At 70.1% G+C, this 26,375-nt stretch carries 24 protein-coding genes; 9 read left to right on the forward strand and 15 right to left on the reverse strand.

Annotation, left to right across the window (positions count from 1 at the left end):
- Positions 1–3: 3 nt before the first annotated feature.
- From ABD339_RS24600 to ABD339_RS24625, 6 genes are all read right to left on the reverse strand, one after another.
- Positions 4–1,251, reverse strand: a complete 1,248-nt coding sequence (locus ABD339_RS24600) for a cysteine desulfurase (RefSeq protein ID WP_344569012.1) — start codon at positions 1,249–1,251, stop codon at positions 4–6.
- A gap of 35 nt (positions 1,252–1,286) precedes the next feature.
- Complete coding sequence (sufC, locus tag ABD339_RS24605; protein WP_344568710.1) at positions 1,287–2,051, reverse strand: Fe-S cluster assembly ATPase SufC; 765 nt, start codon at positions 2,049–2,051, stop codon at positions 1,287–1,289.
- A gap of 7 nt (positions 2,052–2,058) precedes the next feature.
- The gene (locus ABD339_RS24610; RefSeq protein ID WP_344568711.1) at positions 2,059–2,397 is read right to left on the reverse strand and encodes a non-heme iron oxygenase ferredoxin subunit; all 339 of its coding nucleotides are present in this window, start codon (positions 2,395–2,397) and stop codon (positions 2,059–2,061) included.
- Positions 2,394–3,575 carry a Fe-S cluster assembly protein SufD gene (sufD, locus tag ABD339_RS24615; protein ID WP_344568712.1) on the reverse strand — a complete coding sequence of 394 codons (1,182 nt, stop codon included), beginning with the start codon at positions 3,573–3,575 and terminating at the stop codon, positions 2,394–2,396. The genes ABD339_RS24610 and sufD overlap by 4 nt, the downstream gene beginning before the upstream one ends.
- A gap of 154 nt (positions 3,576–3,729) precedes the next feature.
- Complete coding sequence (sufB, locus tag ABD339_RS24620) at positions 3,730–5,151, reverse strand: Fe-S cluster assembly protein SufB (protein WP_344568713.1); 1,422 nt, start codon at positions 5,149–5,151, stop codon at positions 3,730–3,732.
- Positions 5,148–5,996, reverse strand: a complete 849-nt coding sequence (locus ABD339_RS24625) for a helix-turn-helix transcriptional regulator (RefSeq protein ID WP_344568714.1) — start codon at positions 5,994–5,996, stop codon at positions 5,148–5,150. The genes sufB and ABD339_RS24625 overlap by 4 nt, the downstream gene beginning before the upstream one ends.
- 261 nt (positions 5,997–6,257) lie before the next feature.
- Here ABD339_RS24625 and ABD339_RS24630 point away from each other — a divergent pair, with 261 nt between their 5' ends.
- The 4 genes from ABD339_RS24630 (at position 6,258) to ABD339_RS24645 (ending at position 9,875) form a co-directional block, all read left to right on the forward strand.
- Positions 6,258–7,184, forward strand: a complete 927-nt coding sequence (locus ABD339_RS24630; protein ID WP_344568715.1) for an ABC transporter ATP-binding protein — start codon at positions 6,258–6,260, stop codon at positions 7,182–7,184.
- A gap of 85 nt (positions 7,185–7,269) precedes the next feature.
- Positions 7,270–8,040, forward strand: coding sequence for an ABC transporter permease (locus ABD339_RS24635; protein ID WP_344568716.1), 771 nt, complete (start codon positions 7,270–7,272; stop codon positions 8,038–8,040).
- A 108-nt stretch (positions 8,041–8,148) separates the two neighbouring features.
- Positions 8,149–9,225 (forward strand): COX15/CtaA family protein, encoded by a 1,077-nt coding sequence (locus ABD339_RS24640; protein WP_344568717.1) that lies wholly within the window; start codon positions 8,149–8,151, stop codon positions 9,223–9,225.
- Between the two features lie 281 nt (positions 9,226–9,506).
- Positions 9,507–9,875 carry a hypothetical protein gene (locus ABD339_RS24645; protein WP_344568719.1) on the forward strand — a complete coding sequence of 123 codons (369 nt, stop codon included), beginning with the start codon at positions 9,507–9,509 and terminating at the stop codon, positions 9,873–9,875.
- A 101-nt stretch (positions 9,876–9,976) separates the two neighbouring features.
- Here the strand turns inward: ABD339_RS24645 and ABD339_RS24650 are convergent, their stop codons facing one another.
- Positions 9,977–10,921, reverse strand: coding sequence for a heme o synthase (locus ABD339_RS24650; protein WP_344568721.1), 945 nt, complete (start codon positions 10,919–10,921; stop codon positions 9,977–9,979).
- Positions 10,922–11,407: 486 nt separating this feature from the next.
- On the opposite strand from ABD339_RS24650, the gene tkt reads away from it, so the two are divergent.
- The 5 genes from tkt (at position 11,408) to pgl (ending at position 18,175) form a co-directional block, all read left to right on the forward strand.
- Positions 11,408–13,483, forward strand: a complete 2,076-nt coding sequence (tkt, locus tag ABD339_RS24655; protein WP_344568723.1) for a transketolase — start codon at positions 11,408–11,410, stop codon at positions 13,481–13,483.
- A 108-nt stretch (positions 13,484–13,591) separates the two neighbouring features.
- Positions 13,592–14,710: a transaldolase gene (tal, locus tag ABD339_RS24660; RefSeq protein ID WP_344568725.1), complete on the forward strand. Its 1,119-nt coding sequence runs from the start codon at positions 13,592–13,594 to the stop codon at positions 14,708–14,710.
- 23 nt (positions 14,711–14,733) lie between these two features.
- Positions 14,734–16,251, forward strand: coding sequence for a glucose-6-phosphate dehydrogenase (zwf, locus tag ABD339_RS24665; RefSeq protein WP_344569016.1), 1,518 nt, complete (start codon positions 14,734–14,736; stop codon positions 16,249–16,251).
- Positions 16,248–17,417, forward strand: coding sequence for a glucose-6-phosphate dehydrogenase assembly protein OpcA (gene opcA / locus ABD339_RS24670; protein WP_344568727.1), 1,170 nt, complete (start codon positions 16,248–16,250; stop codon positions 17,415–17,417). Before zwf ends, opcA begins: the two co-directional genes overlap by 4 nt.
- The gene (pgl, locus tag ABD339_RS24675) at positions 17,414–18,175 is read left to right on the forward strand and encodes a 6-phosphogluconolactonase (RefSeq protein ID WP_344568729.1); all 762 of its coding nucleotides are present in this window, start codon (positions 17,414–17,416) and stop codon (positions 18,173–18,175) included. The genes opcA and pgl overlap by 4 nt, the downstream gene beginning before the upstream one ends.
- 110 nt (positions 18,176–18,285) lie before the next feature.
- Here pgl and pgi read toward each other — a convergent pair whose 3' ends face one another.
- The 8 genes from pgi to ABD339_RS24715 form a co-directional block, all read right to left on the reverse strand.
- Complete coding sequence (pgi, locus tag ABD339_RS24680) at positions 18,286–19,935, reverse strand: glucose-6-phosphate isomerase (RefSeq protein ID WP_344568731.1); 1,650 nt, start codon at positions 19,933–19,935, stop codon at positions 18,286–18,288.
- 224 nt (positions 19,936–20,159) lie between these two features.
- Entirely contained in the window at positions 20,160–20,495 is a 336-nt protein-coding gene (locus ABD339_RS24685; RefSeq protein ID WP_344568733.1) for an RNA polymerase-binding protein RbpA, read from the reverse strand.
- A 176-nt stretch (positions 20,496–20,671) separates the two neighbouring features.
- Entirely contained in the window at positions 20,672–20,908 is a 237-nt protein-coding gene (secG, locus tag ABD339_RS24690) for a preprotein translocase subunit SecG (protein ID WP_344568734.1), read from the reverse strand.
- 187 nt (positions 20,909–21,095) lie between these two features.
- A complete protein-coding gene (gene tpiA, locus ABD339_RS24695; RefSeq protein WP_344569018.1) occupies positions 21,096–21,851 on the reverse strand; it encodes a triose-phosphate isomerase in 756 nt (251 codons plus the stop codon).
- Between the two features lie 39 nt (positions 21,852–21,890).
- Positions 21,891–23,114: a phosphoglycerate kinase gene (locus ABD339_RS24700; protein WP_344568736.1), complete on the reverse strand. Its 1,224-nt coding sequence runs from the start codon at positions 23,112–23,114 to the stop codon at positions 21,891–21,893.
- Between the two features lie 108 nt (positions 23,115–23,222).
- Positions 23,223–24,227, reverse strand: a complete 1,005-nt coding sequence (gene gap / locus ABD339_RS24705) for a type I glyceraldehyde-3-phosphate dehydrogenase (RefSeq protein ID WP_344568738.1) — start codon at positions 24,225–24,227, stop codon at positions 23,223–23,225.
- A 132-nt stretch (positions 24,228–24,359) separates the two neighbouring features.
- Complete coding sequence (whiA, locus tag ABD339_RS24710; protein WP_344568740.1) at positions 24,360–25,337, reverse strand: DNA-binding protein WhiA; 978 nt, start codon at positions 25,335–25,337, stop codon at positions 24,360–24,362.
- Positions 25,328–26,371, reverse strand: a complete 1,044-nt coding sequence (locus ABD339_RS24715; protein WP_344568741.1) for a gluconeogenesis factor YvcK family protein — start codon at positions 26,369–26,371, stop codon at positions 25,328–25,330. The genes whiA and ABD339_RS24715 overlap by 10 nt, the downstream gene beginning before the upstream one ends.
- Between the last annotated feature and the right edge of the window lie 4 nt (positions 26,372–26,375).

The raw sequence follows: 26,375 nt of genomic DNA on the forward strand, positions 1-26,375 counted from the left end.
CCCCTAAGCGAAGAAATTCCGTACGTGTTCCAGCCCGACCGCCAGGGCGTCCACCTCGGCGGGTGTGGAGTACAGGTAGAACGACGCTCGCGTGGTCGCGGGAATTCCGTACCGCAGGCACACCGGCCGTGCGCAGTGGTGTCCGACGCGCACCGCGATGCCCTGCTCGTCCAGGACCTGCCCGACATCGTGCGGGTGGATGTCACCGAGCGTGAAGGAGATCGTCGCGCCCCGGTCCTCCGCCGTGGGAGGGCCGATGATCCGCAGGTCCGGGATGTCCTGGAGCCTGCGCACCGCGTACTCGGTCAGTGCCTGCTCGTGCGCGTGGATCCGCTCCATGCCGATCGCCGAGAGGTAGTCCACGGCGGCGCCCAGCCCGACCGCCTGGGCGATCGGCGGGGTGCCCGCCTCGAACTTGTGCGGCGCGGGCGCGTACGTCGACGAGTGCATCGTGACGGTCTCGATCATCTCGCCGCCGCCGAGGAACGGGGGCAGGTCGTTGAGCAACTCCTGCCGGCCCCACAGCACGCCGATGCCCGTGGGCCCGCACATCTTGTGCCCGGTGAAGGCCACGAAGTCGGCCTGGAGCGCCTGGACGTCCAGCACCATGTGCGGGGCCGCCTGCGAGGCGTCCACCACGACGAGCGCGCCCACCTCCTGGGCACGCCGCACGATGGTCTCGACGGGGTTGAAGGTGCCCAGGATGTTGGAGACCAGCGTCAGCGAGACGACCTTGGTGCGCTCGGTGATCAGCTCATCGATCCCGTCGAGGTCGAGCCGGCCCTCGTCGGTCAGCCCGAACCACTTCAGCTTCGCGCCCGTGCGCTGCGAGAGCAGCTGCCACGGCACGATGTTGGAGTGATGCTCCATCTCCGTGATGACGATCTCGCTGTCGCGCTCGACACGGTAGGGCTCATCGGCCCAGCCGAGCATGTTCGCGACGAGGTTCAGCGACTCCGAGGCGTTCTTGGTGAAGATCACCTCATCGCGGCTGGGCGCGTTGATGAACGCGGCGACCTTGTCGCGCGCGCCCTCGTAGAGCGCCGTGGCCTCTTCGGCGAGCACATGCACCCCGCGGTGCACGTTCGCGTTGTGCCGCTCGTAGTAGTCGGCCAGCGCGTCCAGCACCTGGGTCGGCTTCTGCGAGGTAGCGGCGTTGTCCAGGTAGACCACCTTCTGGCCGTCGTGCACCAGGCGGTCCAGGATCGGGAAGTCCTTGCGGATCGCCTCGGTGTCGAGCAGCCCGGGCAGTGACGGGGGGGAAGCCGGGGATACCGGGGGAACTGTCACGCAGTGGCACCACCCTTCACGTACTCCTCGTAGCCCTCTTCCTCCAGCTTGTCCGCCAGCTCGGCGCCGCCGGACTCGGCGATGCGGCCCTTGGCGAAGACGTGCACGAAGTCGGGCTTGATGTAGCGCAGGATGCGCGTGTAGTGGGTGATCAGCAGCGTGCCGACCTCACCGGTCTCGCGGACGCGGTTGACGCCCTCGGAGACCACGCGCAGCGCGTCCACGTCCAGACCCGAGTCGGTCTCGTCCAGGATCGCGATCCGGGGGCGGAGCAGCTCCAGCTGGAGGATCTCGTGGCGCTTCTTCTCGCCGCCGGAGAAGCCCTCGTTGACGTTGCGCTCGGCGAACTTGGGGTCGATGGAGAGCCGCTCCATGGCCTCCTTGACCTCCTTGACCCAGGTGCGCAGCTTGGGCGCCTCGCCGCGCACGGCGGTGGCGGAGGTCCGCAGGAAGTTGGAGACGGAGACACCGGGGACCTCGACCGGGTACTGCATGGCGAGGAAGACACCGGCGCGGGCGCGCTCGTCGACGGACATCTCCAGGACGTCCTCGCCGTCGAGCTTCACCGAGCCGCCGGTCACGGTGTACTTCGGGTGCCCGGCCAGCGAGTAGGCGAGGGTGGACTTGCCGGAGCCGTTCGGGCCCATGATCGCGTGCGTTTCGCCCTGCTTCACGGTCAGGTCTACGCCGCGCAGGATCTCGGTGGGGCCGCCTTCGGTTTCGACGGAGACGTGCAGGTCGTTGATCTCAAGCGTTGCCATGGGGGCTTCAGGACTCCTGTGTGACGGAGACGAGGACTGCCGCATCGGGGCCGTCTCCTTCGATCTTTACGGGGTATACGGGGACCGGCCGGGTGGCGGGCAGTCCGGAGGGCTTGCCGGTCCGCAGGTCGAAGCGCGAGCCGTGCAGCCAGCACTCGATGGTGCAGTCCTCCACCTCGCCCTCGGAGAGCGAGACGTTGGCGTGCGAACAGATGTCGTTGATCGCGAACACCCCTTCCTGCGTGCGGACGACGGAGACCGGGACGCCGCCCAGCTCCACCCGCACGGGGGTGTCCTCCTCAAGATCGCTCAGCGCCGCGGCGCGTACGAATCCGTCCTCGCTCATGAGACCGACGCCTCCAGCTCGGTCTCGATGCGCGTGATGAGCCGCTCCTCCAGGTCGGGCAGCCCGACCTGCTGGACCAGCTCGGCGAAGAAGCCGCGTACGACCAGCCGGCGGGCCTCGCGCTCGGAGATGCCGCGCGCCATCAGGTAGAACAGCTGCTCGTCGTCGAACCGGCCGGTCGCCGAGGCGTGGCCGGCGCCGACGATCTCCCCGGTCTCGATCTCCAGGTTGGGCACCGAATCGACGCGCGCGCCGTCGGTGAGCACCAGGTTGCGGTTCAGCTCGTAGGTGTCGGTGCCGGTCGCCTCGGCCTGGATGAGCACATCGCCGATCCACACCGCGTGCGCGCCCTCGCCCTGGAGCGCGCCCTTGTAGGCCACGTTGCTGCGGCAGTTGGGGGTGTCGTGATCGACCAGCAGACGGTGCTCCTGGTGCTGGCCCGCGTCGGTGAAATACAGCCCGTACAGCTCGGCCTCGCCGCCGGGGCCGGCGTAGGTGACGCGCGGGCTGAGCCGGACGACGTCGCCGCCGAAGGTGACCACGATCGACTTGAACGTGGCATCGCGGCCGACCAGCGCGTTGTGCTGCGAGCAGTGCACCGCGCTGTCGTCCCAGTCCTGCACGGAGACGACGGTCAGCTTGGCGCCGTCACCGACGACGAACTCGACGTTGGCCGAGCGCACCGCGTCCCCGGTGTGGTCGATGACGATCACCGCCTCGGCGAAGGCGCCGACGTCGAAGACGGTGTGCCCGTAGGTGACCCCGCCCTCGCCGTGCAGGGCGACACGCACCGGCTCGGTCAGCACCGCGTCCTGGGGCACGGTGATGACCGACGCCTTCTCGAACGCGGAGAACGCCTGGGCCGCCACCCGGTCCACCGGCTTACCGGCCCGGCCGATGCGCGCGTCGTCCCGGGAGACGGTCTCGACGGTGACGCCGTCGGGCGCCGACACCTCGGTCTTGACGGAGCCGGACGCCTGCGCCGACCCGTCGTGCAGGCCCTTCAGCCGCTCCAGAGGAGTGAACCGCCACTCCTCCTCGCGGCCGTGCGGCACCGGGAAGTCCGCCACGTCGAAGGACGGCGGCGCGCTCATCCTCGTGGCGGTGGTGGACTCTGCGGCCACCGCGATCGCTCCGGCGGTGTTGGAACCGACCGGAATGTTCTGGGCCTCACCCATGGGTCTCGTGTTGCTCGCTTTCTGAAAGAGACGAATTTTCTCCGCCGCCACGGCGGACGGCTACAGCGGCGAGGGCCTCAACGGCCCCGGCAGGGGCGGGGAAGCGGACGACAGCCGCTCCCCCGCGTCGGCACCAGCCCGGGCAGGCGGTGGGCTAGCCCACCGCCCCTTCCATCTGCAGCTCGATCAGCCGGTTCAGCTCCAGCGCGTACTCCATGGGCAGCTCCTTGGCGATCGGCTCGACGAAGCCGCGCACGATCATCGCCATGGCCTCGTCCTCGGACAGACCGCGGCTCATCAGGTAGAAGAGCTGGTCGTCGCTCACCTTGGAGACCGTGGCCTCGTGGCCCATCGTCACGTCGTCCTCGCGGACATCGACGTAGGGGTAGGTGTCGGAGCGCGAGATCGTGTCCACCAGCAGCGCGTCGCACAGCACGTTGGACTTGGAGCCCTCGGCGCCCTCGCCGATCTCGATGAGACCGCGGTAGGAGGTGCGGCCACCGCCGCGGGCCACCGACTTGGAGACGATGTTGGAGGAGGTGCGGGGCGCCATGTGCACCATCTTGGCGCCGGCGTCCTGGTGCTGGCCCTCGCCCGCGAAGGCGACGGACAGCGTCTCCCCCTTGGCGTGCTCACCCATGAGGTAGACCGCCGGGTACTTCATCGTCACCTTGGACCCGAGGTTGCCGTCCACCCACTCCATGGTCGCGCCCTCGTAGGCGACGGCGCGCTTGGTGACCAGGTTGTAGACGTTGTTCGACCAGTTCTGGATCGTCGTGTAGCGGCACCGGCCGCCCTTCTTGACGATGATCTCGACGACGGCCGAGTGCAGCGAGTCCGAGTTGTAGATCGGCGCCGTGCAGCCTTCGACGTAGTGCACGTAGGCGTTCTCGTCGACGATGATCAGCGTCCGCTCGAACTGGCCCATGTTCTCGGTGTTGATCCGGAAGTACGCCTGGAGCGGGATGTCCACGTGGACACCCGGCGGGACGTAGATGAACGAACCGCCCGACCACACCGCGGTGTTCAGCGCGGCGAACTTATTGTCACCGGCCGGGATGACGGTGCCGAAGTGCTCCTGGAACAGCTCCGGGTGCTCCCGCAGGGCCGTGTCGGTGTCCAGGAACAGGACGCCCTTCTCCTCCAGGTCCTCACGGATCTGGTGGTAGACGACCTCGGACTCGTACTGCGCCGCGACACCGGCGACCAGGCGCTGCTTCTCCGCCTCGGGGATGCCGAGCTTGTCGTAGGTGTTCTTGATGTCCTCGGGGAGGTCCTCCCAGGACTGGGCCTGCTTCTCCGTGGACCGTACGAAGTACTTGATGTTGTCGAAGTCGATGCCGGACAGGTCCGAGCCCCAGTTGGGCATGGGCTTCTTCTGGAAGAGCTTGTGGCCCTTGAGCCGCAGCTTCAGCATCCAGTCGGGCTCGTCCTTCTTGCCGGAGATGTCGCGGACGACATCCTCGGACAGGCCCCGCTTGGCTGCGGCGCCCGCGGCGTCGGAGTCGGCCCAGCCGTACTCGTACTTGCCCAGCCCGTCGAGCTCGGGGTGAGCAGTCTCCGTAGGAGCGGTCATGCGGGGTTCCTCCCGGCCTGGTGCGCGTTGGTGGCGTTGCTGGTGGTACTGAGGCTGTTACTGGTGTCGCTGGTCTTCGAGGGTCTTGCTGAACTCACCTGGCCGACCGGGCCGGTCGCTCGGTCCGCCGGGCTTGTCGAGGGCTTCGGCTGCGCGCCGGGGATGAAAGTGGTGCACACCCCGTCCCCGTGGGCGAGGGTCGCCAGGCGCTGGACGTGGGTCCCCAGCAGGCGGGAGAAGACCTCGGTCTCCGCCTCGCAGAGCTGCGGGAACTGCTCGGCCGTGTGCGCCACCGGGCAGTGGTGCTGGCACAGCTGCTCCCCCGCCTGGGCGGGCGCGGCGCGCGCCGTGGCAGCGTACCCGTCCTGCGTCAGGGCCTCGGCCAGCGCCCTGGTGCGCTCCTCGGGTGCGACACCCTCCAGCGCCGCGTGGTACTTCTCGGCCTGCGCCGCGATCCGGGCCCGCGCGAAGGCCGCCACGGCGGCCTCCCCGACCTCGCCCCCGCCGGCGGTCTGGGCGATCCACCGCAGGGCGTCGGCCGCGAGCTGGTCGTACGCCTGGTCGAAGGCATCCCGGCCGCAGGCCGTCAGGGCGAAGACCTTGGCCGGACGCCCCCTGCCACGGGAGCCGTAGACCCGCTTCTCGCGGGGCTCCACGACGCCCTCGCCCGCGAGCGCGTCCAGGTGACGGCGGACCGCCGCCTGGGTCAGCTCCAAGCGCAGCGCCAGCTCGGCCGCCGTGGAGGGGCCGTGGTCGAGGATGGAGCGGGCGACCCTGCTGCGGGTGCCGCTCTGCTCGTCCTGGGGCGCGGGCACGACGGAACCGCCGGTGGCCTGTGCGGCCATCGGGCGGTCCTCCCGAGCCTCGTCCCTGTTTTTCACAACGCCATTGTTGCTTAATTCCGGCGGACCCGGCAAGCGGCGGCCACGGCCCGCCGAAATGGGGTGTGTCACGTAAGGCACACCTAAGTGGTCAGCGCGCTCCGGGCCGGGGGCGGCCCGGAACCGCGCTCCCGGGAACGCACACGAGTCCCGGGAAGCCCCGGCCGGGGCCCCGGGAAACCCCCGGGCCAGGAGCCCTTCCGTGGGCTCCTTAGACTGCCTGGCATGCGAAGTTCAGCGGCTGTGGAGGTCGCCGGGCTGGTGAAGAGGTACGGGAACAAGACCGCCGTGGACGCACTCGACCTGACCGTCGCGCGCGGCACCGTCACCGCCTTCCTGGGCCCCAATGGAGCAGGCAAGACCACCACGATCGAGACCTGCGAGGGCTATCGGCGCCCGGATGCCGGAACCGTACGGGTCCTCGGCCTCGACCCGGCCGCCCAGGGCGCCGAGCTGCGCCCCCGTATCGGGGTGATGCTCCAGAGCGGCGGAATCTACCCCACCGCCCGCGCGGAGGAGACCCTGCGCCATATGGCGACCTTGCACGCGCACCCGCTGGAGGTGCCCGCGCTGATCGAACGGCTCGGACTGGGCAGCTGCGGCCGTACGCCCTATCGCCGGCTCTCCGGCGGCCAGCAGCAGCGGCTCGCCCTGGCGCTGGCCCTGGTCGGCCGCCCCGAACTGGTCTTCCTGGACGAGCCGACGGCGGGCCTGGACCCGCAGGCCCGGCACGCCACCTGGGACCTGGTGCGCGACCTGCGCGCGGACGGTGTGACGGTGCTGCTGACCACGCACCACATGGAGGAGGCCGAGGAGCTGTCCGACGATGTGGCGATCATCGACGGCGGCAAGGTCATCGCGCAGGGGACCCCGGAGGAGCTGTGCAAGGGCGGTGCGGAGAACACCCTCCGCTTCACCGGCCGCCCAGGTCTCGACCTCGACTCCCTGCTGAAGGCGCTGCCTTCGGGAACCTCGGCGGTGGAACTCAGCCCCGGCAGCTACCGCCTGACCGGCACGGTCGATCCCCAGCTGCTCGCCACCGTCACCTCCTGGTGCGCCCAGAACGGCGTCCTCCCCGACCGCATCTCGGTCGAACGCCACACCCTGGAGGACGTCTTCTTGGAACTGACGGGGAAGGAGTTGCGCTCGTGAGGCGGTACGCCCACCCCGGCCGGGGGTCCGGGGGCTGCCCCCCGGAAAAGCACAGCTTGGAACTGACGGGAACGGAGCTGCGCTCATGACCGCCGAGGGGACCTACTCGCCCGCGCCCGGGGCCGCGCCGCTGATTCGGATGGTGCGGGCGCAGGCCGCGCTGGAGACGCGGACGCAGCTGCGCAACGGTGAGCAGCTGCTGCTGACCGTCATCATTCCGACACTGCTGCTGGTGCTCTTCAGCGCCGTGGACATCGTCGATACCGGCAAAGGTTCGCGGATCGACTTCCTGGCGCCCGGCATCCTGGCGCTGGCCATGCTGTCCACGGCGTTCACCGGTCAGGCCATCTCCACCGGCTTCGAGCGCCGCTACGGCGTGCTCAAGCGGCTGGGCGCCTCCCCGCTGCCCCGCTGGGGCCTGATGACGGCGAAGACCTGCTCGGTGCTGGCCATCGAGGCCCTCCAGGTGGTGCTGCTGAGCGTCGTCGCCCTCGCGCTGGGCTGGTCGCCGCACGGGAACCCGGCCACCGTGGTGCTCCTGCTCCTGCTGGGCACCGCGGCCTTCTCCGGGCTGGGCCTGCTCATGGCGGGGACGCTGAAGGCCGAGGCGACCCTCGCGGGCGCCAACCTCGTCTTCATCCTGCTGCTGGTCGGCGGCGGCGTGATCGTCCCGCTCGACAAGTTCCCCGGCCCCGCGCAGGACGTGCTGGGCCTGTTGCCCGTCTCCGCGCTCTCGGACGGGCTGCGCGACGTGCTCCAGCACGGCGCCGGCCTCCCGTGGGGCGACCTGGGGATCCTGGCCGTCTGGGCGGTACTGGGGCTGGGCGCGGCGGCGCGCTTCTTCAAATGGGAGTAGTAGCTTCACGTGGGAGCAGCGGCTCTTCGCGTGGGAGCAGCGGCGCGGCGCCCTTCTCCGGCGGGCCCCTCGTGAAAGCGCGCACAAGCGGCGCCCTACGATGTGTCCGTGCCGAATCTGCTCGAAGTCGTACGTAACCCCATCGCGTACATCGCCGCGCGCTGGACGCCCACCCAGCGCACCCTCCAACGCGCGGCCCTCTCCGCTCTCTTGATGAGTGTCTTCATCGTGCTCACGGGCGGAGCCGTACGGCTCACCGGCTCGGGGCTGGGCTGCGACACATGGCCCAAGTGCAGCAGCGAGAGCCTGACGGCCACCTCCGAGATGGGCATCCACGGCGCGATCGAGTTCAGCAACCGGATGCTGACGTGGGTGCTCTCGGCCGCCGTCGGCTGGACGATCATCGCGGTGCGCTCCGCCAAGCCGGCCCGCCCGGGCCTCAGCAAGCTCGCCTGGTCGCAGTTCTGGCTGGTGATGAGCAACGGCGTGATCGGCGGCATCACCGTCCTCACCGAGCTGAACCCCTACACGGTGGCCGGGCACTTCCTGGCGGCGATGGCGTTGCTGACCGTCTCCGCGCTGACCTGGATGCGGGTACGCGAGGGCGATGCCCCGCCCAGGCCGCTGGTCGGCAAGCCGGTCAAGAAGCTGGCGGCCGTGCTGGTCGTCTTCTCGGGTCTTCTTGTGGCGGCGGGCACCATCGTCACCGGCGCGGGGCCGCACGCGGGCGACAGCAGCGAGGTTCCGCGCATGCCCATCGAGGTGAAGCTGGCCGCGCAGACGCACGCCGCCTTCGCCTGGATCGTGATCGTGCTGACGCTGGCGCTGTGGTTCATCCTGCGCGCCGTCGATGCGCCCGCCGGGCCCCGGCGGCTCACCCGCGTCTTCTTGCTCGTCCTGCTCGCCCAGGGGGTCATCGGCTATGTCCAGTACTTCACGGACATGCCGGAGGTCCTTGTCGCACTGCATCTGCTGGGTTCGACGGCGGTGTGGGTCGGCGCGCTGCGCGTGCTGATGGCGATGCGGGAGCGCGGGCTGCCGCAGACCGGCGGCGCGGACCTGCCGGCACCCGCCGACGGCGGCCGGGAACGCTCCGGGGCACCGGATGCCGCGGGGAAATCCGGTCCGCCGGATGCCGCGCCGGTTCCCGCCTCACCGGATGCGGCGCCCGCCGGCAGCCGGTAGCGCCGCCCGAACGGTTCCGGCCCCGCGCCTCCGCCCAGCGAGACGACAAGTACGCCCGTACACCCGTACGGGCGTACTGCTATGCGGACGGCCTGCGCGCGGGGCGTGGGGCATGCGCAGCCGATACGCCCCCTCCTTCCCCTTCCCCTCCCCTCTCCCCTCTCCCCCGGCACGGCACTCGGCGCGTCCGCCCGCCCGTGCGGCGCCGGGCAGCCGCCCGGGTATCGGGAGGGGGCCCGTGACCCTCGCCACCGCCACTACCCGCCGGTAGCATCGGCGTCATGGCAGCAGACAACGACAGGCGGGCGGCCCGGCTCGCCAAGCAGATCGGCGCCTTCGCCGAGCGACGCGGCGGCGGCGCCGAGGGGCAGATCGCCCACGTGGGCCAGGCCGGCTTCCGCATCACCCTGGTCGGCGCTGACGGCGGCTGGGGCGATCTGATGGCGCCTTCCCTCGACGTCGCCAAGGACGCGGTGGAGCGGGCCGGGGTCACGCTCAAGGAGAGCTTCGACAGCGAGATGGCCGCGCGGGTGCGCACCGGCCCCTACGAGTGGAAGCGGATGGCAGGCATCCAGATCGGCGGCCCCGCGAACCCCACGGGCGCCCCCGACTCCGCCGAGCCGTCGGCCACCACCACCGCGAGCGCGTAACTCCCGTAGCGCCCGACTCCCGCACCACGTACTCCGGCCCTGCCGCTCGGTGAGCGGCAGGGCCGGAGTACGTGGTGTCGGCGAGCGGCGCCGCGTGGGCCTCAGCGCAGGAAGGGGTCGATGGCCACGGCGATGAAGACCAGCGAGACGTAGGTGATCGACCAGTGGAAGAGCCGCATCTCCTTGAGCTTGCCCCCCGTCAACCCTGCACGGGCGCGCGAGCGCAGCGCGTGCGCCTCCCAGAGCCACAGCCCGCCCGCGAGGGTCGCGACCAGCGGGTAGAACCAGCCGACGTAACCCAACGGCCACAACAGCAGCGAGACCAGCACCATCACCCAGCTGTAGACGACGATCTGAGTGGCGACGGTGACGTTGCTCGCGATGGCGGGCAGCATCGGCACACCGGCCCGCTGGTAGTCCTCCTTGACCTTCATGGACAGCGGCCAGTAGTGCGGCGGCGTCCAGAAGAACATCACCAGGAAGAGGATGACGGCGGCCCAGCTCACGTCGTTGGTGACCGAGGACCAGCCGATGAAGACCGGCATGCAGCCCGCGATGCCGCCCCAGACGATGTTCTGCGAGGTGCGGCGCTTGAGGATCATCGTGTAGACGACGACGTAGAAGAGCAGCGCGCCCAACGCCAGTGCCGCGGACAGCCAGTTGACCAGCAGCCCGAACAACAGGGTGGAGACGACGGCGAGGGCGATGCCGAAGGCCAGGCACTCGCGCGGGCTGACCATGCCGGTGACCAGCGGCCGGTTCTCGGTCCGGTGCATCAGCGCGTCGATGTCCCGGTCGATGTACATGTTCAGCGCGCTGGCACCGCCGGCGGACAGGTAGCCGCCAAGGCAGGTGATCAGTACGAGCTTGAGGTCGGGGACCCCTTGCGCCGCGAGGAACATGACCGGGATGGTGGTCATGAGGAGCAGCTCGATGATCCGCGGCTTGGTCAGTTCGATGAACGCCTTTACGCGGGCCCCGAACGGCCGGTGGCCGCTGCTGCCCAGCGCCCCCGCTGGACGGGTTTCGACGGCCGTCACGGACACCTCTGATCGCCTCGTAAAGAACCAGCGAGCAATCGGGCACGTGCCGCACGACGTGCAGGCCCGGCCAAGCTCGCGCGTACCACGCCACTTTAGACGTTGGCGATACATCGCCCGTCATGGGGGGTCGTTCGTGTTGGCCCCCTTTCCCCATGTCTTCCCCGCGCCTTCCCCGCCCGGCCGCTCGCCCCGCCGATGGGCTCAGCCGCTCGCCCGGCCGATGGGCTCAGGGGGACGGAGGACGACCGTGTTCGACGGGCGGAATGCGGGCACACGCGGCAGCCTGGAGGGGTGTCCTGCGCCCGGAACGGCCGAGGTGGGGGAATAGCGCATTTCCTTCCCTCGTTTTCGTCAATGGCGGCCCGGAAGCGGGAGCGACCGGTCAGCGAACACGCGAAAAGCCGCACGTCCCGGCAGAGGTACGCTCGACACCGCCCGGTGAGCGCACACACCGGCCATCGAACATGTGGAGAGGAGCCCTGACGCAGGGTGAGCACCAAGCCGACCACCACAGATCTTGAGTGGACCGATCTGGACCAGCAGGCCGTGGACACCGTGAGAGTCCTGGCCATGGATTCCGTGCAGAAGGTCGGCAACGGCCATCCCGGTACGGCCATGAGCCTGGCTCCCGTCGCGTACCTGCTGTACCAGAAGCTGATGCGCCACGACCCGACCGACCCGGACTGGACCGGCCGCGACCGGTTCATCCTCTCCGCCGGGCACTCCAGCCTGACGCAGTACATTCAGCTCTTCATGGCCGGTTACGGCCTGGAGATGGACGACCTCAAGACGTTCCGTACCTGGGGCAGCCGGACCCCCGGGCACCCGGAGCACGGCCACACGGTCGGCGTGGAGACGACGACGGGCCCGCTGGGCCAGGGCGTCGCCAACGCGGTCGGCATGGCGATGGCGGCCCGTTACGAGCGCGGCCTGTTCGACCCGGAGGCGGCGACGGGCGAATCCCCGTTCGACCACAACATCTGGGTCATCGCCAGCGACGGCGACCTGGAGGAGGGCATCTCGGCCGAGGCGTCCTCCCTCGCGGGCCACCAGCGGCTCGGCAACCTGACCGTACTGTGGGACGACAACCACATCTCGATCGAGGGCGACACCGAGACCGCGTTCTCCGAGGACACCCTCAAGCGCTACGAGGCGTACGGCTGGCACGTACAGCGCGTGGAGCAGCAGGAGGACGGGGACCTGGACCCCAAGGCGCTCTACAAGGCGCTGCGCGCCGCGCAGGCGGAGACCGAGCGCCCCTCGTTCATCGCCGCGCGCTCCATCATCGCCTGGCCGGCCCCCAACGCGCAGAACACCGGCGCGGCGCACGGCGCGGCACTCGGCGAGGACGAGGTCGCGGCGACCAAGCGGGTGCTGGGCTTCGACCCGGACAAGCACTTCTTCATCTCGGACGAGGTCCTCGCCCACGTGCGCAAGGCCAGCGACCGGGGCCGCGAGGCGCAGGCCGAGTGGGAGAAGCGCTTCAGCCAGTGGCGCAGCGCCAACCCGCAGCGCGCGGCCGAGTTCGACCGGATCAGCGCGGGCCGGCTGCCCGACGGCTGGGAGAAGTCGGTGCCGGTCTTCCCCGCGGGCGAGTCGGTGGCCACCCGTAAGGCGTCCGGCAACGTTCTCAAGGCGCTGGGCGGGGTCCTGCCCGAGCTGTGGGGCGGCTCGGCCGACCTGGCCGGCTCGAACAACACGACGTTCGCCGACACCTCCTTCCTGCCGGAGGGCAACCCGCTGCCGGGCGCCGACCGGTACGGGCGCACGGTGCACTGGGGCATCCGCGAGCACGCCATGGGCTCGACCATGAACGGCATCGCGCTGCACGGCAACACCCGTGTCTACGGTGGCACCTTCCTGGTGTTCTCCGACTACATGCGCCCCGCGGTGCGGCTGGCCGCGCTCATGAAGGCGCCGGTCACCTACGTGTGGACGCACGACTCCATCGGCCTGGGCGAGGACGGCCCGACCCACCAGCCCGTCGAGCACCTTTCGGCGCTGCGTGCCATCCCCGGTCTGAACGTCGTCCGCCCCGCCGACGCCAACGAGACGGCGATCGCCTGGGCGGAGATCCTGCGCCGGCACGAGAAGAACCCGGCCCCGCACGGCCTCGCTCTCACCCGCCAGGGTGTCCCGACCTACGAGGCCAACCCGGCGGCGGCCAGGGGCGGTTACGTCCTGGCCGAGGCCGAGGGCGGGCACCCGCAGCTGGTGCTCATCGCCACCGGCTCCGAGGTGCAGCTCGCCGTCGAGGCGCGCGACCGGCTGCAGGAGCAGGGCGTGCCCACCCGGGTCGTCTCGATGCCCTGCGTCGAGTGGTTCGAGGAGCAGGACCAGTCCTACCGCGACAGCGTGCTCCCGCCCGCCATCAAGGCCCGGGTCGCCGTCGAGGCGGGCATCGGCCTGACCTGGCACCGGTACGTGGGCGAGGCCGGCCGCATCGTGTCGCTGGAGCACTTCGGCGCCTCGGCGGACGGCAAGATCCTCTTCGACGAGTTCGGTATCACGGCCGAGGCCGTGCACCTGGCGGCGAAGGAGTCGCTGGAGGCCGCGGCGCGCTGACGCCGGGAGCCCCGCCGGCGCCGGTCCCGCCGAGGACGGTTCCGGTTCCGGCGGGGCAGGCACCCGACACAACAAAAGGCTTCAACTAGCACAGGAGATGTAAATCCCATGACAGACGCACTCAAGCGCCTCTCCGACGAAGGCGTCGCGATCTGGCTGGACGACCTGTCGCGCAAGCGCATCACGTCGGGCGGCCTCGGCGAGCTGATCGACGAGCACCACGTGGTGGGTGTCACCACCAACCCGTCGATCTTCCAGAAGGCCATCTCGGCCGGTGACGGCTACGAGCAGCAGGTGGCCGACCTGGCGGCCCGCCGCGTCACCGTCGAAGAGGCACTCCGCATGATCACCACGGCGGACGTCCGGGACGCGGCCGATGTGCTGCGCCCGGTCTTCGACGCCACCGACGGCAAGGACGGCCGGGTCTCCATCGAGGTCGATCCGCGCCTGGCGCACAACACCCGCGCCACCGTGGCCGAGGCCAGGCAGCTGGCCTGGCTGGTGGACCGTCCCAACGCCTTCATCAAGATCCCGGCGACCGAGGCGGGCCTGCCGGCGATCACCGAGACCATCGGCAAGGGCATCAGCGTCAACGTCACGCTGATCTTCTCCCTGGAGCGCTACCGCGCCGTGATGGACGCCTACATGGCGGGCCTGGAGAAGGCGAAGTCCCTGGGTCTGGACCTCTCGCAGATCCAGTCGGTGGCCTCGTTCTTCGTCTCCCGTGTGGACACCGAGATCGACAAGCGGCTCGCCGCCGTCGGCACGGACCAGGCCAAGCAGTTCAAGAGCAAGGCGGCCATCGCCAACGCGCGGCTGGCCTACCAGGCGTACGAGGAGGTCATCGCCTCCGACCGCTGGCAGGAGCTGGAGCGCGCCGGTGCCCACCAGCAGCGTCCGCTGTGGGCGTCCACCGGCGTGAAGGACCCGCAGCTTCCGGACACGCTCTACGTCACGGAGCTGGTGGCGCCGAACACGGTCAACACCATGCCGGAGGCCACGCTGGAGGCCACCGCCGATCACGGCGAGATCTCCGGCGACGCGGTCCGCGGCACCTACGAGGACGCCCAGGCCGTCCTGGACGGCATCGCCAACCTCGGCATCTCCTACGACGACGTCGTGAAGGTGCTGGAGGACGAGGGCGTGCAGAAGTTCGCGGACTCCTGGAACGACCTGCTGAAGTCCACCGAGGCAGAGCTTCAGCGCCTCGCTCCGAAGGAGGCGTAAGCGAATTGAGCACCGTCAGCAGCATGGGCAACCCGCTGCGTGACGCTCAGGACCGGCGGCTCCCGCGTATCGCGGGGCCGTCGGGCCTGGTCATCTTTGGCGTTACGGGTGATTTGTCACGCAAAAAGCTGATGCCTGCCGTCTACGACCTGGCCAACCGGGGCCTGCTCCCACCGGGGTTCTCCCTCGTGGGCTTCGCCCGGCGGGACTGGGAGGACGAGGACTTCGCGCAGGTCGTACACGACGCCGTCAAGGCGCACGCGCGCACCACCTTCCGCGAGGAGGTCTGGCAGCAGCTCGCCGAGGGCATGCGCTTCGTGCCCGGCGAGTTCCACGACGACCAGGCGTTCGAGACCCTCAAGTCCACCATCGACGAGCTGGACAAGTCCCGCGGTACCGGCGGTAACTTCGCCTTCTACCTCTCGGTACCGCCCAAGTTCTTCCCCACCGTCGTCTCCCAGCTCAAGAAGCACGGGCTCTCCGACGCCGGACCCGACTCCTGGCGCCGCGCCGTCATCGAGAAGCCGTTCGGACACGACCTGAAGTCCGCGCAGGACCTGAACTCCGTCGTCCACGAGGTGTTCAAGCCCGCCGAGGTCTTCCGCATCGACCACTACCTCGGCAAGGAGACGGTCCAGAACATCCTGGCCGTCCGCTTCGCCAACACGATGTTCGAGCCCCTGTGGAACCGCGGCTACGTCGATCACGTGCAGATCACCATGGCCGAGGACATCGGCATCGGCGGCCGGGCCGGCTACTACGACGGCATCGGCTCGGCCCGTGACGTCATCCAGAACCACCTCCTCCAGCTCCTCGCCCTCACCGCCATGGAGGAGCCCACCTCCTTCGACGCCAAGGCGCTGCTCACCGAGAAGCTGAAGGTCCTCAACTCCGTGCGGCTGCCCAAGGATCTGGGCAAGCACACGGTGCGCGGGCAGTACGCGGCGGGCTGGCAGGGCGGCGAGAAGGTGCCCGGCTACCTGGACGAGGACGGCATCGACCCCAAGTCGAAGACCGACACCTACGCGGCCATCAAGCTGGAGATCGACAACCGCCGCTGGGCGGGCGTCCCCTTCTACCTGCGCACCGGCAAGCGCCTGGGCCGCCGTGTCACCGAGATCGCCGTCATGTTCCAGCGGGCGCCGCACTCCCCGTTCGACGCCACCGACACCCAGGAGCTGGGCCAGAACGCGCTGGTCATCCGCGTCCAGCCGGACGAGGGCGTCACGATCCGCTTCGGCTCCAAGGTGCCCGGCACCCAGATGGAGATCCGCGACGTGACGATGGACTTCGCCTACGGCGAGTCCTTCACCGAGTCCAGCCCCGAGGCGTACGAACGCCTCATCCTCGACGTCCTGCTCGGCGACGCCAACCTCTTCCCGCGCCACCAGGAGGTCGAGCGGTCCTGGGAGATCCTCGACCCCGTCGAGGAGTTCTGGGACAAGCACGGCAAGCCCGAGCAGTACCCCGCCGGGACCTGGGGTCCCCAGGCAGCCGACGAGATGCTCGCACGCGACGGACGGAGCTGGCGGCGGCCATGAACATCGATCTGACGGACACCACGTCCAGCCGCATCAACGCCGAGCTGGTCAAGGCGCGCCGATCCCTCGGCTCGCCCGCCACCGGCATGGTGCTCACCCTCGTCATCGTCACCGACGAGGGCAACCACTACGACGCGCTCAAGGCCGCCAGCGGCGCCTCCCGGGAGCACCCCTCCCGCATCCTGGTCGTCGTACGCCGCCCGGGGCGCTCCCCGCGCGACCGGGCGCAGCACCGGCTCGACGCCGAGGTGCGCGTCGGCACCGACGCGCGCGAGGCAGGCTCCGGCGAGACCGTCATCCTGCGCCTGCACGGCGAACTCGCCTCCCACTCCCACAGCGTCGTCCTGCCGCTGCTGCTGCCGGACGCCCCGGTGGTCGTGTGGTGGCCGGAGAACGCCCCGGAGAACCCGGCCGAGGACGCGCTGGGCAAGCTCGCCCAGCGCCGCATCACCGACGCGGCGGCCACCGAGGACCCGGTCGGCGCGCTCGGCCTGCGCGCCACCACCTACGCGCCCGGTGACACGGACCTGTCCTGGACCCGCATCACCCCGTGGCGCAGCATGCTGGCCGCCTCGCTGGACCAGAAGCACTCCACGCTGCACTCCGCGGTGATCGAGGGCGAGGAGTACAACCCCTCCAGCGAACTGCTCGCCCTGTGGCTGGCCGAGCGGCTGCGGATCCCCGTCGAACGGCGCATCTCCGAGGGGCCCGGCATCACCGCCGTCCGCCTGGAGACCGCCGACGGGCAGGTCTGCCTGGACCGCGCCGACGGCGCCCTGGCCGAACTGGCCGTCCCCGGCCAGCCCGACCGGCACGTCGCCCTCCAGCGGCGCACCACGGCCGAGCTGATCGCCGAAGAGCTGCGGCGGCTCGACCCGGACGAGGCGTACGCGGAAGCGGTGCGCTTCGGCCTCAACAAGCTCGCCGCCCCCGACCCGGCCCACCCCGCCCCGGCGGCTGCGGCACCCGCTCCCGACCCGGCAGGCGGCGCCGGGGGCGGCGCGGACGGCGACGGCGACGGCGACAAGACGGGCAAGGCGAGGGGGACGGGCAAGAGCAAGCAGGCGGCGGCCAAGCCGGCGGCGAAGAAGGCCGCGTCGTCGTCCGCGGCGTCTTCGGGCTCCGCAGGCTCGTCAGGGTCCGCCAAGAAGGCGGGCGGCAAGTGACGGCCGAGCCCGAGGTCTTCGTCCACCGCGACAAGGAAGAGCTGGCCGAGGCCGTCGCCGCGCGCCTGCTCACCCGTGTCGCGGACGCGCAGGCAGCGCGGGGCACGGCCTCCGTCGTCCTCACCGGAGGGCGCAACGGCAACGCGCTGCTGGCGGCCCTCGCCGCCTCCGGCGCCCGGGGCGCCATCGACTGGGCCCGGCTCGACCTGTGGTGGGGAGACGAGCGCTTCCTGCCCGAGGGCGACCCGGACCGCAACCACACCCAGGCGCGCGAGACCCTGCTCGACAGCGTCCCGCTCGACCCCGCGCGGATCCACGTCATGCCGCCCTCGGACGGCCCGTACAGCGGTGACGTCGAAGCGGCGGCCGAGGCGTACGCGGCCGAACTGGCCGCCGCGGCCCGGCCGGAGGACCCCGCGAAGGTCCCCGCCTTCGACGTCCTCCTGCTGGGCGTGGGCCCCGACACCCATGTGGCCTCGCTCTTCCCCGGGCACCCTGCGCTGCGCGAGACGGAACGGACGGCGGTCGCCGTGCACGGCGCGCCCAAGCCGCCGCCCACCCGCATCTCCCTCACGCTCCCCGCGATCCGCGCGGCACGCGAGGTCTGGCTGCTCGCGGCGGGCGAGGACAAGGCCGACGCGGTCGCCGCCGCACTCGCGGACTCCGGCCCGCCCCAGGCCCCCGCGGCTGCGGCCCGGGGCCGCGAGCGCACCCTCTGGCTCCTGGACGAACCCGCCGCCGCCAAGCGCGGCCTCTGACCACACGCGGGAGGGGCGGGGCTACAACACTTCCGAGGGGGCGAGGCATGGCCTCGCCCCCTCGGAGGTGTACAGGCCGCGAGCCCCGCAGGCTCACAGCCGCTCAGGACTCAGCGCCCCCGCAGCTCCCGGTACCGCTCCACCAAGGTCGCGGTGGAGCGGTCCAGCCCCGCCACCTCCGCGCCCTCCGTCAGCGCCGGCTCCAGCCGCTTGGCGAGGGCCTTGCCCAGTTCGACGCCCCACTGGTCGAAGGAGTCGATGTTCCAGATGGCGCCTTGGACGAAGACCTTGTGCTCGTAGAGGGCGATGAGCTGGCCCAGCACCGAGGGGGACAGCTCGGTGGCGAGGATCGTCGTGGTCGGGCGGTTGCCGGGGAAGGTGCGGTGCGGGACCTGCGCCTCGGACACACCTTCGGCGCGCACCTCTTCCTCCGACTTGCCGAAGGCGAGGGCCTGCCCCTGGGCGAAGAGGTTGGCCATCAGCAGGTCGTGCTGGTCACGCAGGGCGCCCAGTTCGGCGACGGGTTCGACGAAGCCGATCAGGTCGGCGGGGATCATCTTGGTGCCCTGGTGCAGCAACTGGTAGTACGCGTGCTGCCCGTTGGTGCCGGGCGTGCCCCAGACGACGGGCCCGGTCTGCCAGTTGACGGGTCGGCCTTCACGCTCGGTCGACTTCCCGTTCGACTCCATGTCGAGCTGCTGGAGGTAGGCGGTGAACCGGGACAAGTAGTGGCTGTAGGGCAGTACGGCGTGCGACTGCGCGTCGTGGAAGTTGCCGTACCAGACGCCCAGCAGCCCGAGCAGCAGCGGGGCGTTGGCCTCCGGGGATGCCGTGCGGAAGTGCTCGTCCACGAGGTGGAAGCCCGCGAGCATGTCGCCGAAGCACTGCGGGCCGATCGCCACCATGAGCGAGAGCCCGATGGCCGAGTCGTACGAGTAGCGCCCGCCGACCCAGTCCCAGAACTCGAACATGTTGTCCGTGTTGATGCCGAACTCGGCGACCTTCTCGGCGTTGGTCGAGACGGCGACGAAGTGCGCCGCGACAGCCGACTCCTCGCCGCCCAGCCCCTCCAGCAGCCAGGCGCGGGCGGCCTTCGCGTTGGTGATGGTCTCGATCGTCGTGAAGGTCTTGGAGGCGACGATGAAGAGGGTCTCCGCCGGGTCGAGGTCGCGGACGGCCTCGTGCAGATCGGCACCATCGACGTTGGAGACGAAGCGGAAGTCCATCTCCCGTGCGGTGTACGGCCGCAGGGCCTCGTAGGCCATCGCGGGGCCGAGGTCGGAGCCGCCGATGCCGATGTTGACGACGTTCTTGATGCGCTTGCCGGTGTGCCCGCGCCAGTGGCCCTCGCGGACCTTGGTGGCGAACGTACTCATCTTGATGAGCACCTGGTGCACCTTGGGCATCACGTTCTCCCCGTCCACCCGCACGGTGGCGGACTCGGGGGTGCGCAGCGCGGTGTGCAGCACCGCGCGGTCCTCCGTGATGTTGATCTTCTCGCCCTCGAACATCGCGTCCCGCAGCCGGAACACACCGGCGGACTCGGCCAACTGCTGGAGCAGACGCAGGGTCTCGTCGGTGACGAGGTGCTTGGAGTAGTCGAGGTAGAGGTCGCCGACTCGCACGGAATAGCGTTCGGCGCGGCCGGGGTCGTCCGCGAACAGGCGCCGCAGGTGCGTCTGGCCGAACTCCTCGCGGTGCTTGGCGAGCGCGTGCCACTCGGGCATCTGGTCGAGCCGGGTGCGGCCTTCAGCGTTCATCAGCGAAATCAGCCCATTCCTCTCGTAACGATCCCCACCACCTCCAACCTAGACGATGGACGGCTCGGCCACGCACCGCCCCTGCGGTGTGCGACCGAGCCGTCCATCGTTCGGTGCTGTCTGGGTACTCGCCGCCTGTGCACCGCGAAGGAGATGCGGCCGGCCGGCGTGCGCGCCCTGGATGCGTACGAGCCCGGGTCCGGTCCGGAACAGGGCCGGCGATATCAGATTTCACCCCGCAGCTTGGCGAGCGCCTCGGCGAGAATGGCCTCGCCGTCCGCGTCACTGCGCCGCTCCCTGACATAGGCGAGATGCGTCTTGTACGGCTCCGTACGCGGCGGGTCCGGGGGGTTGTCCCGGTCCTTGCCGGCTGGGAAGCCGCATCGCGGACAGTCCCAGTGCTCCGGGATCTGCGCGTCACTGGCGAAGCTCGGCTGGGTCTCGTGCCCGTTGGAGCACCAGAAGGAGATCCGGAGGCGGGGCGCTGACTCGCCTCGCTCGGCCTCCCCCATCGGCCCCGCTCCGACCCGGCTTCCCCGGATCGCGTTGCCACTTGCCACGGTCGTAACTCCCTGCCTCACGGTGCCGCGGAGCATCGAAGAGCAGCTCCGCTGCGGGCGCCCTAGTGTACGTAGGGCCCAACGCGCGTCCAGTGACCGGAGTTACTGCGTCGGTACCGGACGTGAGCCCTCATGATAGGCAGGGGGTACGAGCCCGTGTCAGCTCTCGTGCAGCGTCAGAAGTCGAACTTCATCAGCAGGCCGAGCACGACGATGACGGCGAACCACGCCACGGCGACCACGACGGTGATCCGGTCGAGGTTACGCTCTGCCACCGAGGAACCACCGACAGAGGACTGCATACCGCCACCGAACATGTCGGAGAGGCCGCCGCCCTTCCCCTTGTGCATCAGCACCAGCAGCAACAGCAGGGCGCTGAAGACGATTAGGGCGATTTGGAACCCCAAGACCACGGCTGGACCAACTCTCTCGGATCGTGGCTGGACACTTACGGATGTATCACTGCATGTATCACTACAGCTGAGAACACTTACGGGGCCGGGCCGCCGGCCCGGCCCCGTAAGACTACGACGAGCTGCCGCCCGCCGTCACACGCCACTGATCACGGCTGCGCGCATTTACTGATCACGGCTGTGCTCTTCACTGATCACGGAAGCGGACGATCTTGACGAACTCCTCCGCGTCCAGCGAGGCGCCGCCGACCAGCGCGCCATCGATGTCGGGCTGCGCCATGATCTTGGCGACGTTGCCCGCCTTGACCGAGCCGCCGTACTGGATGCGCACCTGCTGCGCCGTCTCCTCGTCGTACAGCTCCGCGAGCCGGCCCCGGATCGCGCCGCAGACCTCCTGCGCGTCCTCCTCGCCGCAGACCTTGCCGGTGCCGATGGCCCACACGGGCTCGTAGGCGACGACGAGTTCGGCGGCGGAATCGGCCTTGACGTCCTTGAGGGCGCCGTCGAGCTGGGCGAGCGTGTGGCCGACGTGGTTGCCCGCCTCGCGGACCTCCAGTTCCTCGCCGACGCAGAGGATGGGGGTCAGGCCGTGCTTGAAGGCGGCCTTCACCTTGGCGTTGACCAGGGGCTCGTCCTCGCCGTGGTATTGACGGCGCTCGGAGTGGCCGATGGTGACGTAGGTGCAGCTCAGCTTGGCCAGCATCGGCGCGGAGATCTCGCCGGTGTAGGCACCGGAGTCGTGCGCCGAGACGTCCTGTGCGCCGTACTTGATCTTCAGCTTGTCGCCGTCGATCAACGTCTGCACCGAGCGCAGGTCGGTGTAGGGCGGCAGGACCGCGACCTCCACGGCCGCGTAGTCCTTCTCCGTCAGCGCGAAGGCGAGCTTCTGGACGTGCGCGATGGCCTCAAGGTGGTTGAGGTTCATCTTCCAGTTGCCGGCCATCAGCGGAGTGCGGCCCCGGGGGGAATCTGTCACGGTGATCTAGTCCTCCAGTGCGGCGAGGCCGGGGAGCGTCTTGCCCTCAAGGTATTCGAGGCTGGCGCCACCGCCGGTCGAAATGTGTCCGAACGCGTTCTCGTCGAAGCCCAGTTGGCGTACGGCCGCCGCGCTGTCGCCGCCACCGACGACCGTGAAGGCGGCGGAGTCGGTCAGGGCCTGCGCGACCGCCCTGGTGCCCTCGGCGTAGTCCGGGTGCTCGAAGACGCCCATCGGCCCGTTCCAGAAGACCGTCGCCGCGTCGGCAAGCTTCGCCGCGTAGAGCTTACGGCTCTCGGGGCCGATGTCCAGGCCCATCAGACCGGCGGGAATCTCCTCGGCGGAGACCACCCTCGGGTCGGAGGGCGCCTTGGTCTTCAGGTCGGGAAACTCGGTCGCCGCGACGACGTCCACCGGCAGCACGAACTCCACACCCAGTTCCTTGGCGCGGTCCAGGTACCCCTTGACGGTGGGAACCTGGTCGTCCTGGAGGAGCGAGTCCCCGGTGCCGTAGCCCTTCGCCTTGAGGAAGGTGTAGGCCATGCCACCGCCGATCAGGATGCGGTCGGCCTTTTGCATCAGGTGGTCGATGACGCCGAGCTTGTCGGAGACCTTGGCGCCGCCGAGCACCACGGCGTAGGGCCGCTCGACGTCCTCGGTGAGCTTCTTGAGGACCCCGACCTCGGTGGCGATCAGATACCCGGCGACGTGCGGGAGCCGGGCGGGCAGGTCGTAGACGGAGGCGTGCTTGCGGTGCACGGCACCGAAGCCGTCGCCGACGTAGACGTCGGCCAGGCCCGCCAGCTCGTCGGCGAGGGCGCCGCGTTCGGCGTCGTCCTTGCTGGTCTCGCCCGGGTTGAAGCGGAGGTTCTCCAGCAGCGTGACCCCGCCGTCGGCCATGGCGCCGACGGTGGCCTTCGCGCTGTCCCCCACCGTGTCCGTCGCGAAGGCGACGCCGCCCTGGGCGGTGTCGCCGAGCAGTTCACCGAGCCGCCGCGCGACGGGCGCGAGCGAGAACTGCGGGTCCGGGGCGCCCTTGGGGCGGCCCAGGTGTGAGGCCACGACCACCCGCGCGCCGGCTGCGGCGAGCTTGCTGATCGTGGGGACGACGGCGCGGATGCGGCCGTCGTCGGTGATGTGCTGGCCGTCGAGCGGGACGTTGAGGTCGGCGCGGACGAATACCCGCTTGCCGGAGACGCCTTCGCCGACCAGTTCGTCGATCGTCTTCATGGATGGCTCCTGCTTGGGGACCCGGGGGCGTCCCCCGGGGGGTGCAGCATGGGGACAGGGCTCGTGCACAGCGCACGAGCCCTGTCGTTCACCTCGTGCTGCCCGGAGTCAGAGGCGGGCGCCGACGTAGGTCGTGAGGTCTACGAGACGGTTGGAGTAACCCCACTCGTTGTCGTACCAACCAATGATCTTGACCTGGTTGCCGTCGACCATCGTCAGCGCCGAGTCGAAGGTGCAGGACGGCGGCTGGTTGACGATGTCCGAGGAGACGATCTGGTCCTCGGTGTAGTCGATGATGCCCTTGAGCTGGCCCTCGGCGGCCTTCTTGAAGGCGGCGTTGACCTCGTCGCGGGTGGTCTCGCGCTTCAGCTCGATCACCAGGTCGGTGACGGAGCCGGTGGGGACCGGCACCCGCATGGCGATGCCGTCCAGGCGGCCCTTGAGCTGCGGGAGGACCAGCGCGGTGGCCTTGGCGGCGCCCGTGGTGGTCGGGATGATGTTCTCGGCGGCGGCACGCGCCCGGCGCAGGTCCTTGTGCGGGAAGTCCAGGATGCGCTGGTCGTTGGTGTAGGCGTGCACGGTCGTCATCATGCCGCGCTCGATGCCGAAGTTCTCGTCCATGACCTTGGCCATCGGCGCCACACAGTTGGTGGTACACGAGGCGTTGGAGATGACGTCGTGAGCGGCGGAGTCGTACTTGTCCTCGTTGACGCCCATCACGATGGTGATGTCCTCGTTCTTGGCCGGGGCCGAGATGAGGACCTTCTTCGCGCCGGCGGCGAGGTGCTTGGCCGCGTCGTCGCGCTTGGTGAAGATGCCGGTGGACTCGATGACGATGTCGGCGCCCAGCTCGCCCCACGGGAGCTGCGCCGGGTCCTTCTCCGCCATGGTCTTGAAGGTCTGCTTGCCGACGGTGATGGTGTCGTCGGTGTGGCTGACCTCCTGCTTGAGGCGGCCCAGGATGCTGTCGTACTTGAGCAGGTGCACCAGGGTCGCGTTGTCGGTCAGGTCGTTGACACCGACGATCTCGATATCCGCACCCTGGTCCAGCAGCGCGCGGAAGTAGTTACGGCCGATGCGGCCGAAGCCGTTGATGCCTACGCGGATCGTCACGAAACCGATCTCCTCGCTAGGTACGCCGGTGAGGACACCGGCGAGTGCTGTATTGGGATGTCCCCGACCGTCTCCGACCCTACCTCTCCATCGGGGCGGGCCTCACATCGGCCGGGCCGGTCGGGCAGGGCCTCAGCCGACCATTTCCTCGCTCAGATTCGACTCTGTTCCGGCGATCCCGAGGTCCTGTGCCCGCTTGTCCGCCATGGCCAGCAGGCGCCGGATCCGGCCCGCGACCGCGTCCTTGGTCAGCGGCGGATCGGCGAGCGCACCCAGCTCCTCCAGCGACGCCTGCTTGTGCTCCATCCGCAGCCGGCCCGCGGCGGCCAGGTGCTCGGGCACCTCGTCGCCGAGGATCTCCAGCGCCCGCTGCACCCGGGCGCCCGCGGCGACGGCGGCGCGGGCGGAGCGGCGGAGGTTGGCGTCGTCGAAGTTGGCGAGCCGGTTGGCGGTGGCACGCACCTCGCGGCGCATGCGCCGCTCCTCCCATGCCAGCACCGAGTCGTGTGCGCCCAGGCGCGTCAGGAGCGCGCCGATCGCGTCACCGTCCCGGACGACAACACGGTCCACGCCGCGCACCTCGCGGGCCTTGGCCGGAATCTGGAGTCTGCGGGCCGCGCCGACCAGCGCCAGCGCCGCCTCGGGTCCGGGGCAGGTGACCTCCAGGGAGGAGCTGCGGCCCGGCTCGGTCAGCGAGCCGTGCGCCAGGAACGCCCCGCGCCAGGCGGCCTCCGCGTCGCAGGTGGCCCCCGAGACCACCTGCGGGGGCAGGCCCCGGATGGGGCGGCCCCGCCCGTCCACCAGGCCGGTCTGCCGGGCGAGCTGATCGCCGCCCGCCACCACCCTGACGACGTACCGGCTGTTGCGGCGCAGCCCGCTGGGCGCCATCACCACCAGGTCGGAGGCGTGCCCGAAGATCTCCAGGATGTCCTTGCGCAGCCGCCGGGCCGCGATGCCCGTGTCCAGCTCCGCCTCGATCACGATCCGCCCGCTCACCAGGTGCAGACCCCCGGCGAAGCGCAGGATCGACGAGACCTCTGACTTCCGGCAGCAGGTCCGGGTGACGGGAAGCCGGGAGATCTCGTCCTTCACCGCAGGCGTCATCGCCATGGGCCGATCCTTCCATGCATCCGAAAAATACGGTCGTACGCGGCGGCCAGCAGTTCCGGATCGTGCTTGGGAGCACGGTCGGGCGCCGCTACCGGGGCCAGCTCGACCTTTCCGCCGAGTTGTTCGGCGGCCTCGCTGAGGGAGTCCTGGTCCGGCACGGCGTCCTGGTCGGCCAGCACCACGTCGAAGGCGAGTTTAGGTGCGTGTCGGGCCAAAACCTCCAAATGACGCTGCGGGGAAAAACCATCCGTTTCTCCGGGCTGCGGTGCGAGGTTGAGCGAGAGGACCTTGCGGGCCTTGGTCTCGGTGAGGGCGCCCAGCAGTTCGGGCACGAGCAGGTGCGGGATGACGGAGGAGAACCAGGAGCCGGGCCCCAGTACCACCCAGTCGGCGTCCAGCACGGCCTGTACCGCCTCGGGCACGGCGGGCGGGTCGCGCGGCACCAAGTGCACTTCCTGCACCTCGCCCCGGGTCAGCGCGACGGTGGCCTGGCCACGGACGGTGGAGAGTTCGTCGGGGCGCGCGGGGTCGTGCCCGCGCACGCGGGCGCGCAACTCCAGCGGGACGGCGGACATCGGCAGCACCCTGCCGTGCGCGCCGAGCAGCTTGCCGACCAGGTCGAGGGCCTGTACGTGGTCGCCGAGCTGTTCCCACAGGGCGACGATCAGCAGGTTGCCGACCGCGTGTTCGTGCAGTTCGCCCTTGCTTTCGAAGCGGTGCTGGATGACTTCGGCCCACGTGCGGCCCCAGTCGTCGTCCCCGCACAGCGCGGCGAGCGCCTTGCGCAGGTCGCCGGGGGGCAGTACGCCCAGCTCGTCGCGGAGCCGGCCGCTGGAGCCGCCGTCGTCGGCGACGGTGACCACGGCGGTGAGGTCTCCGGTGATGCGGCGCAGCGCGGTCAGCGAGGCCGACAGGCCCATACCGCCGCCCAGGGCCACCACCTTGGGGGTTTTCCCCTGTCTTCCCTGCTTTCCCGTCGAACCGCGCAGGGACCCGCGCGGGCCGACCAGGTGCCGGAGCGTCCTACGGGGCATGTGC

The organism is Streptomyces axinellae, from assembly GCF_039532135.1.
GTDB lineage: Bacteria > Actinomycetota > Actinomycetes > Streptomycetales > Streptomycetaceae > Streptomyces > Streptomyces axinellae.

Bases quoted from the DNA above. Each gene is read 5' to 3' on its own strand.
- sufD (WP_344568712.1), bottom strand. From the start codon at position 3,575: ATGGGTGAGGCCCAGAACATTCCGGTCGGTTCCAACACCGCCGGAGCG.
- zwf (WP_344569016.1), top strand. From the start codon at position 14,734: ATGGGCAACCCGCTGCGTGACGCTCAGGACCGGCGGCTCCCGCGTATC.
- tal (WP_344568725.1), top strand. From the start codon at position 13,592: ATGACAGACGCACTCAAGCGCCTCTCCGACGAAGGCGTCGCGATCTGG.
- ABD339_RS24630 (WP_344568715.1), top strand. From the start codon at position 6,258: ATGCGAAGTTCAGCGGCTGTGGAGGTCGCCGGGCTGGTGAAGAGGTAC.
- sufB (WP_344568713.1), bottom strand. From the start codon at position 5,151: ATGACCGCTCCTACGGAGACTGCTCACCCCGAGCTCGACGGGCTGGGC.
- ABD339_RS24715 (WP_344568741.1), bottom strand. From the start codon at position 26,371: ATGCCCCGTAGGACGCTCCGGCACCTGGTCGGCCCGCGCGGGTCCCTG.
- ABD339_RS24700 (WP_344568736.1), bottom strand. From the start codon at position 23,114: ATGAAGACGATCGACGAACTGGTCGGCGAAGGCGTCTCCGGCAAGCGG.
- whiA (WP_344568740.1), bottom strand. From the start codon at position 25,337: ATGGCGATGACGCCTGCGGTGAAGGACGAGATCTCCCGGCTTCCCGTC.
- opcA (WP_344568727.1), top strand. From the start codon at position 16,248: ATGAACATCGATCTGACGGACACCACGTCCAGCCGCATCAACGCCGAG.
- ABD339_RS24635 (WP_344568716.1), top strand. From the start codon at position 7,270: ATGACCGCCGAGGGGACCTACTCGCCCGCGCCCGGGGCCGCGCCGCTG.
- sufC (WP_344568710.1), bottom strand. From the start codon at position 2,051: ATGGCAACGCTTGAGATCAACGACCTGCACGTCTCCGTCGAAACCGAA.
- tpiA (WP_344569018.1), bottom strand. From the start codon at position 21,851: ATGGCCGGCAACTGGAAGATGAACCTCAACCACCTTGAGGCCATCGCG.
- ABD339_RS24625 (WP_344568714.1), bottom strand. From the start codon at position 5,996: ATGGCCGCACAGGCCACCGGCGGTTCCGTCGTGCCCGCGCCCCAGGAC.
- ABD339_RS24645 (WP_344568719.1), top strand. From the start codon at position 9,507: ATGGCAGCAGACAACGACAGGCGGGCGGCCCGGCTCGCCAAGCAGATC.
- pgi (WP_344568731.1), bottom strand. From the start codon at position 19,935: ATGAACGCTGAAGGCCGCACCCGGCTCGACCAGATGCCCGAGTGGCAC.
- ABD339_RS24610 (WP_344568711.1), bottom strand. From the start codon at position 2,397: ATGAGCGAGGACGGATTCGTACGCGCCGCGGCGCTGAGCGATCTTGAG.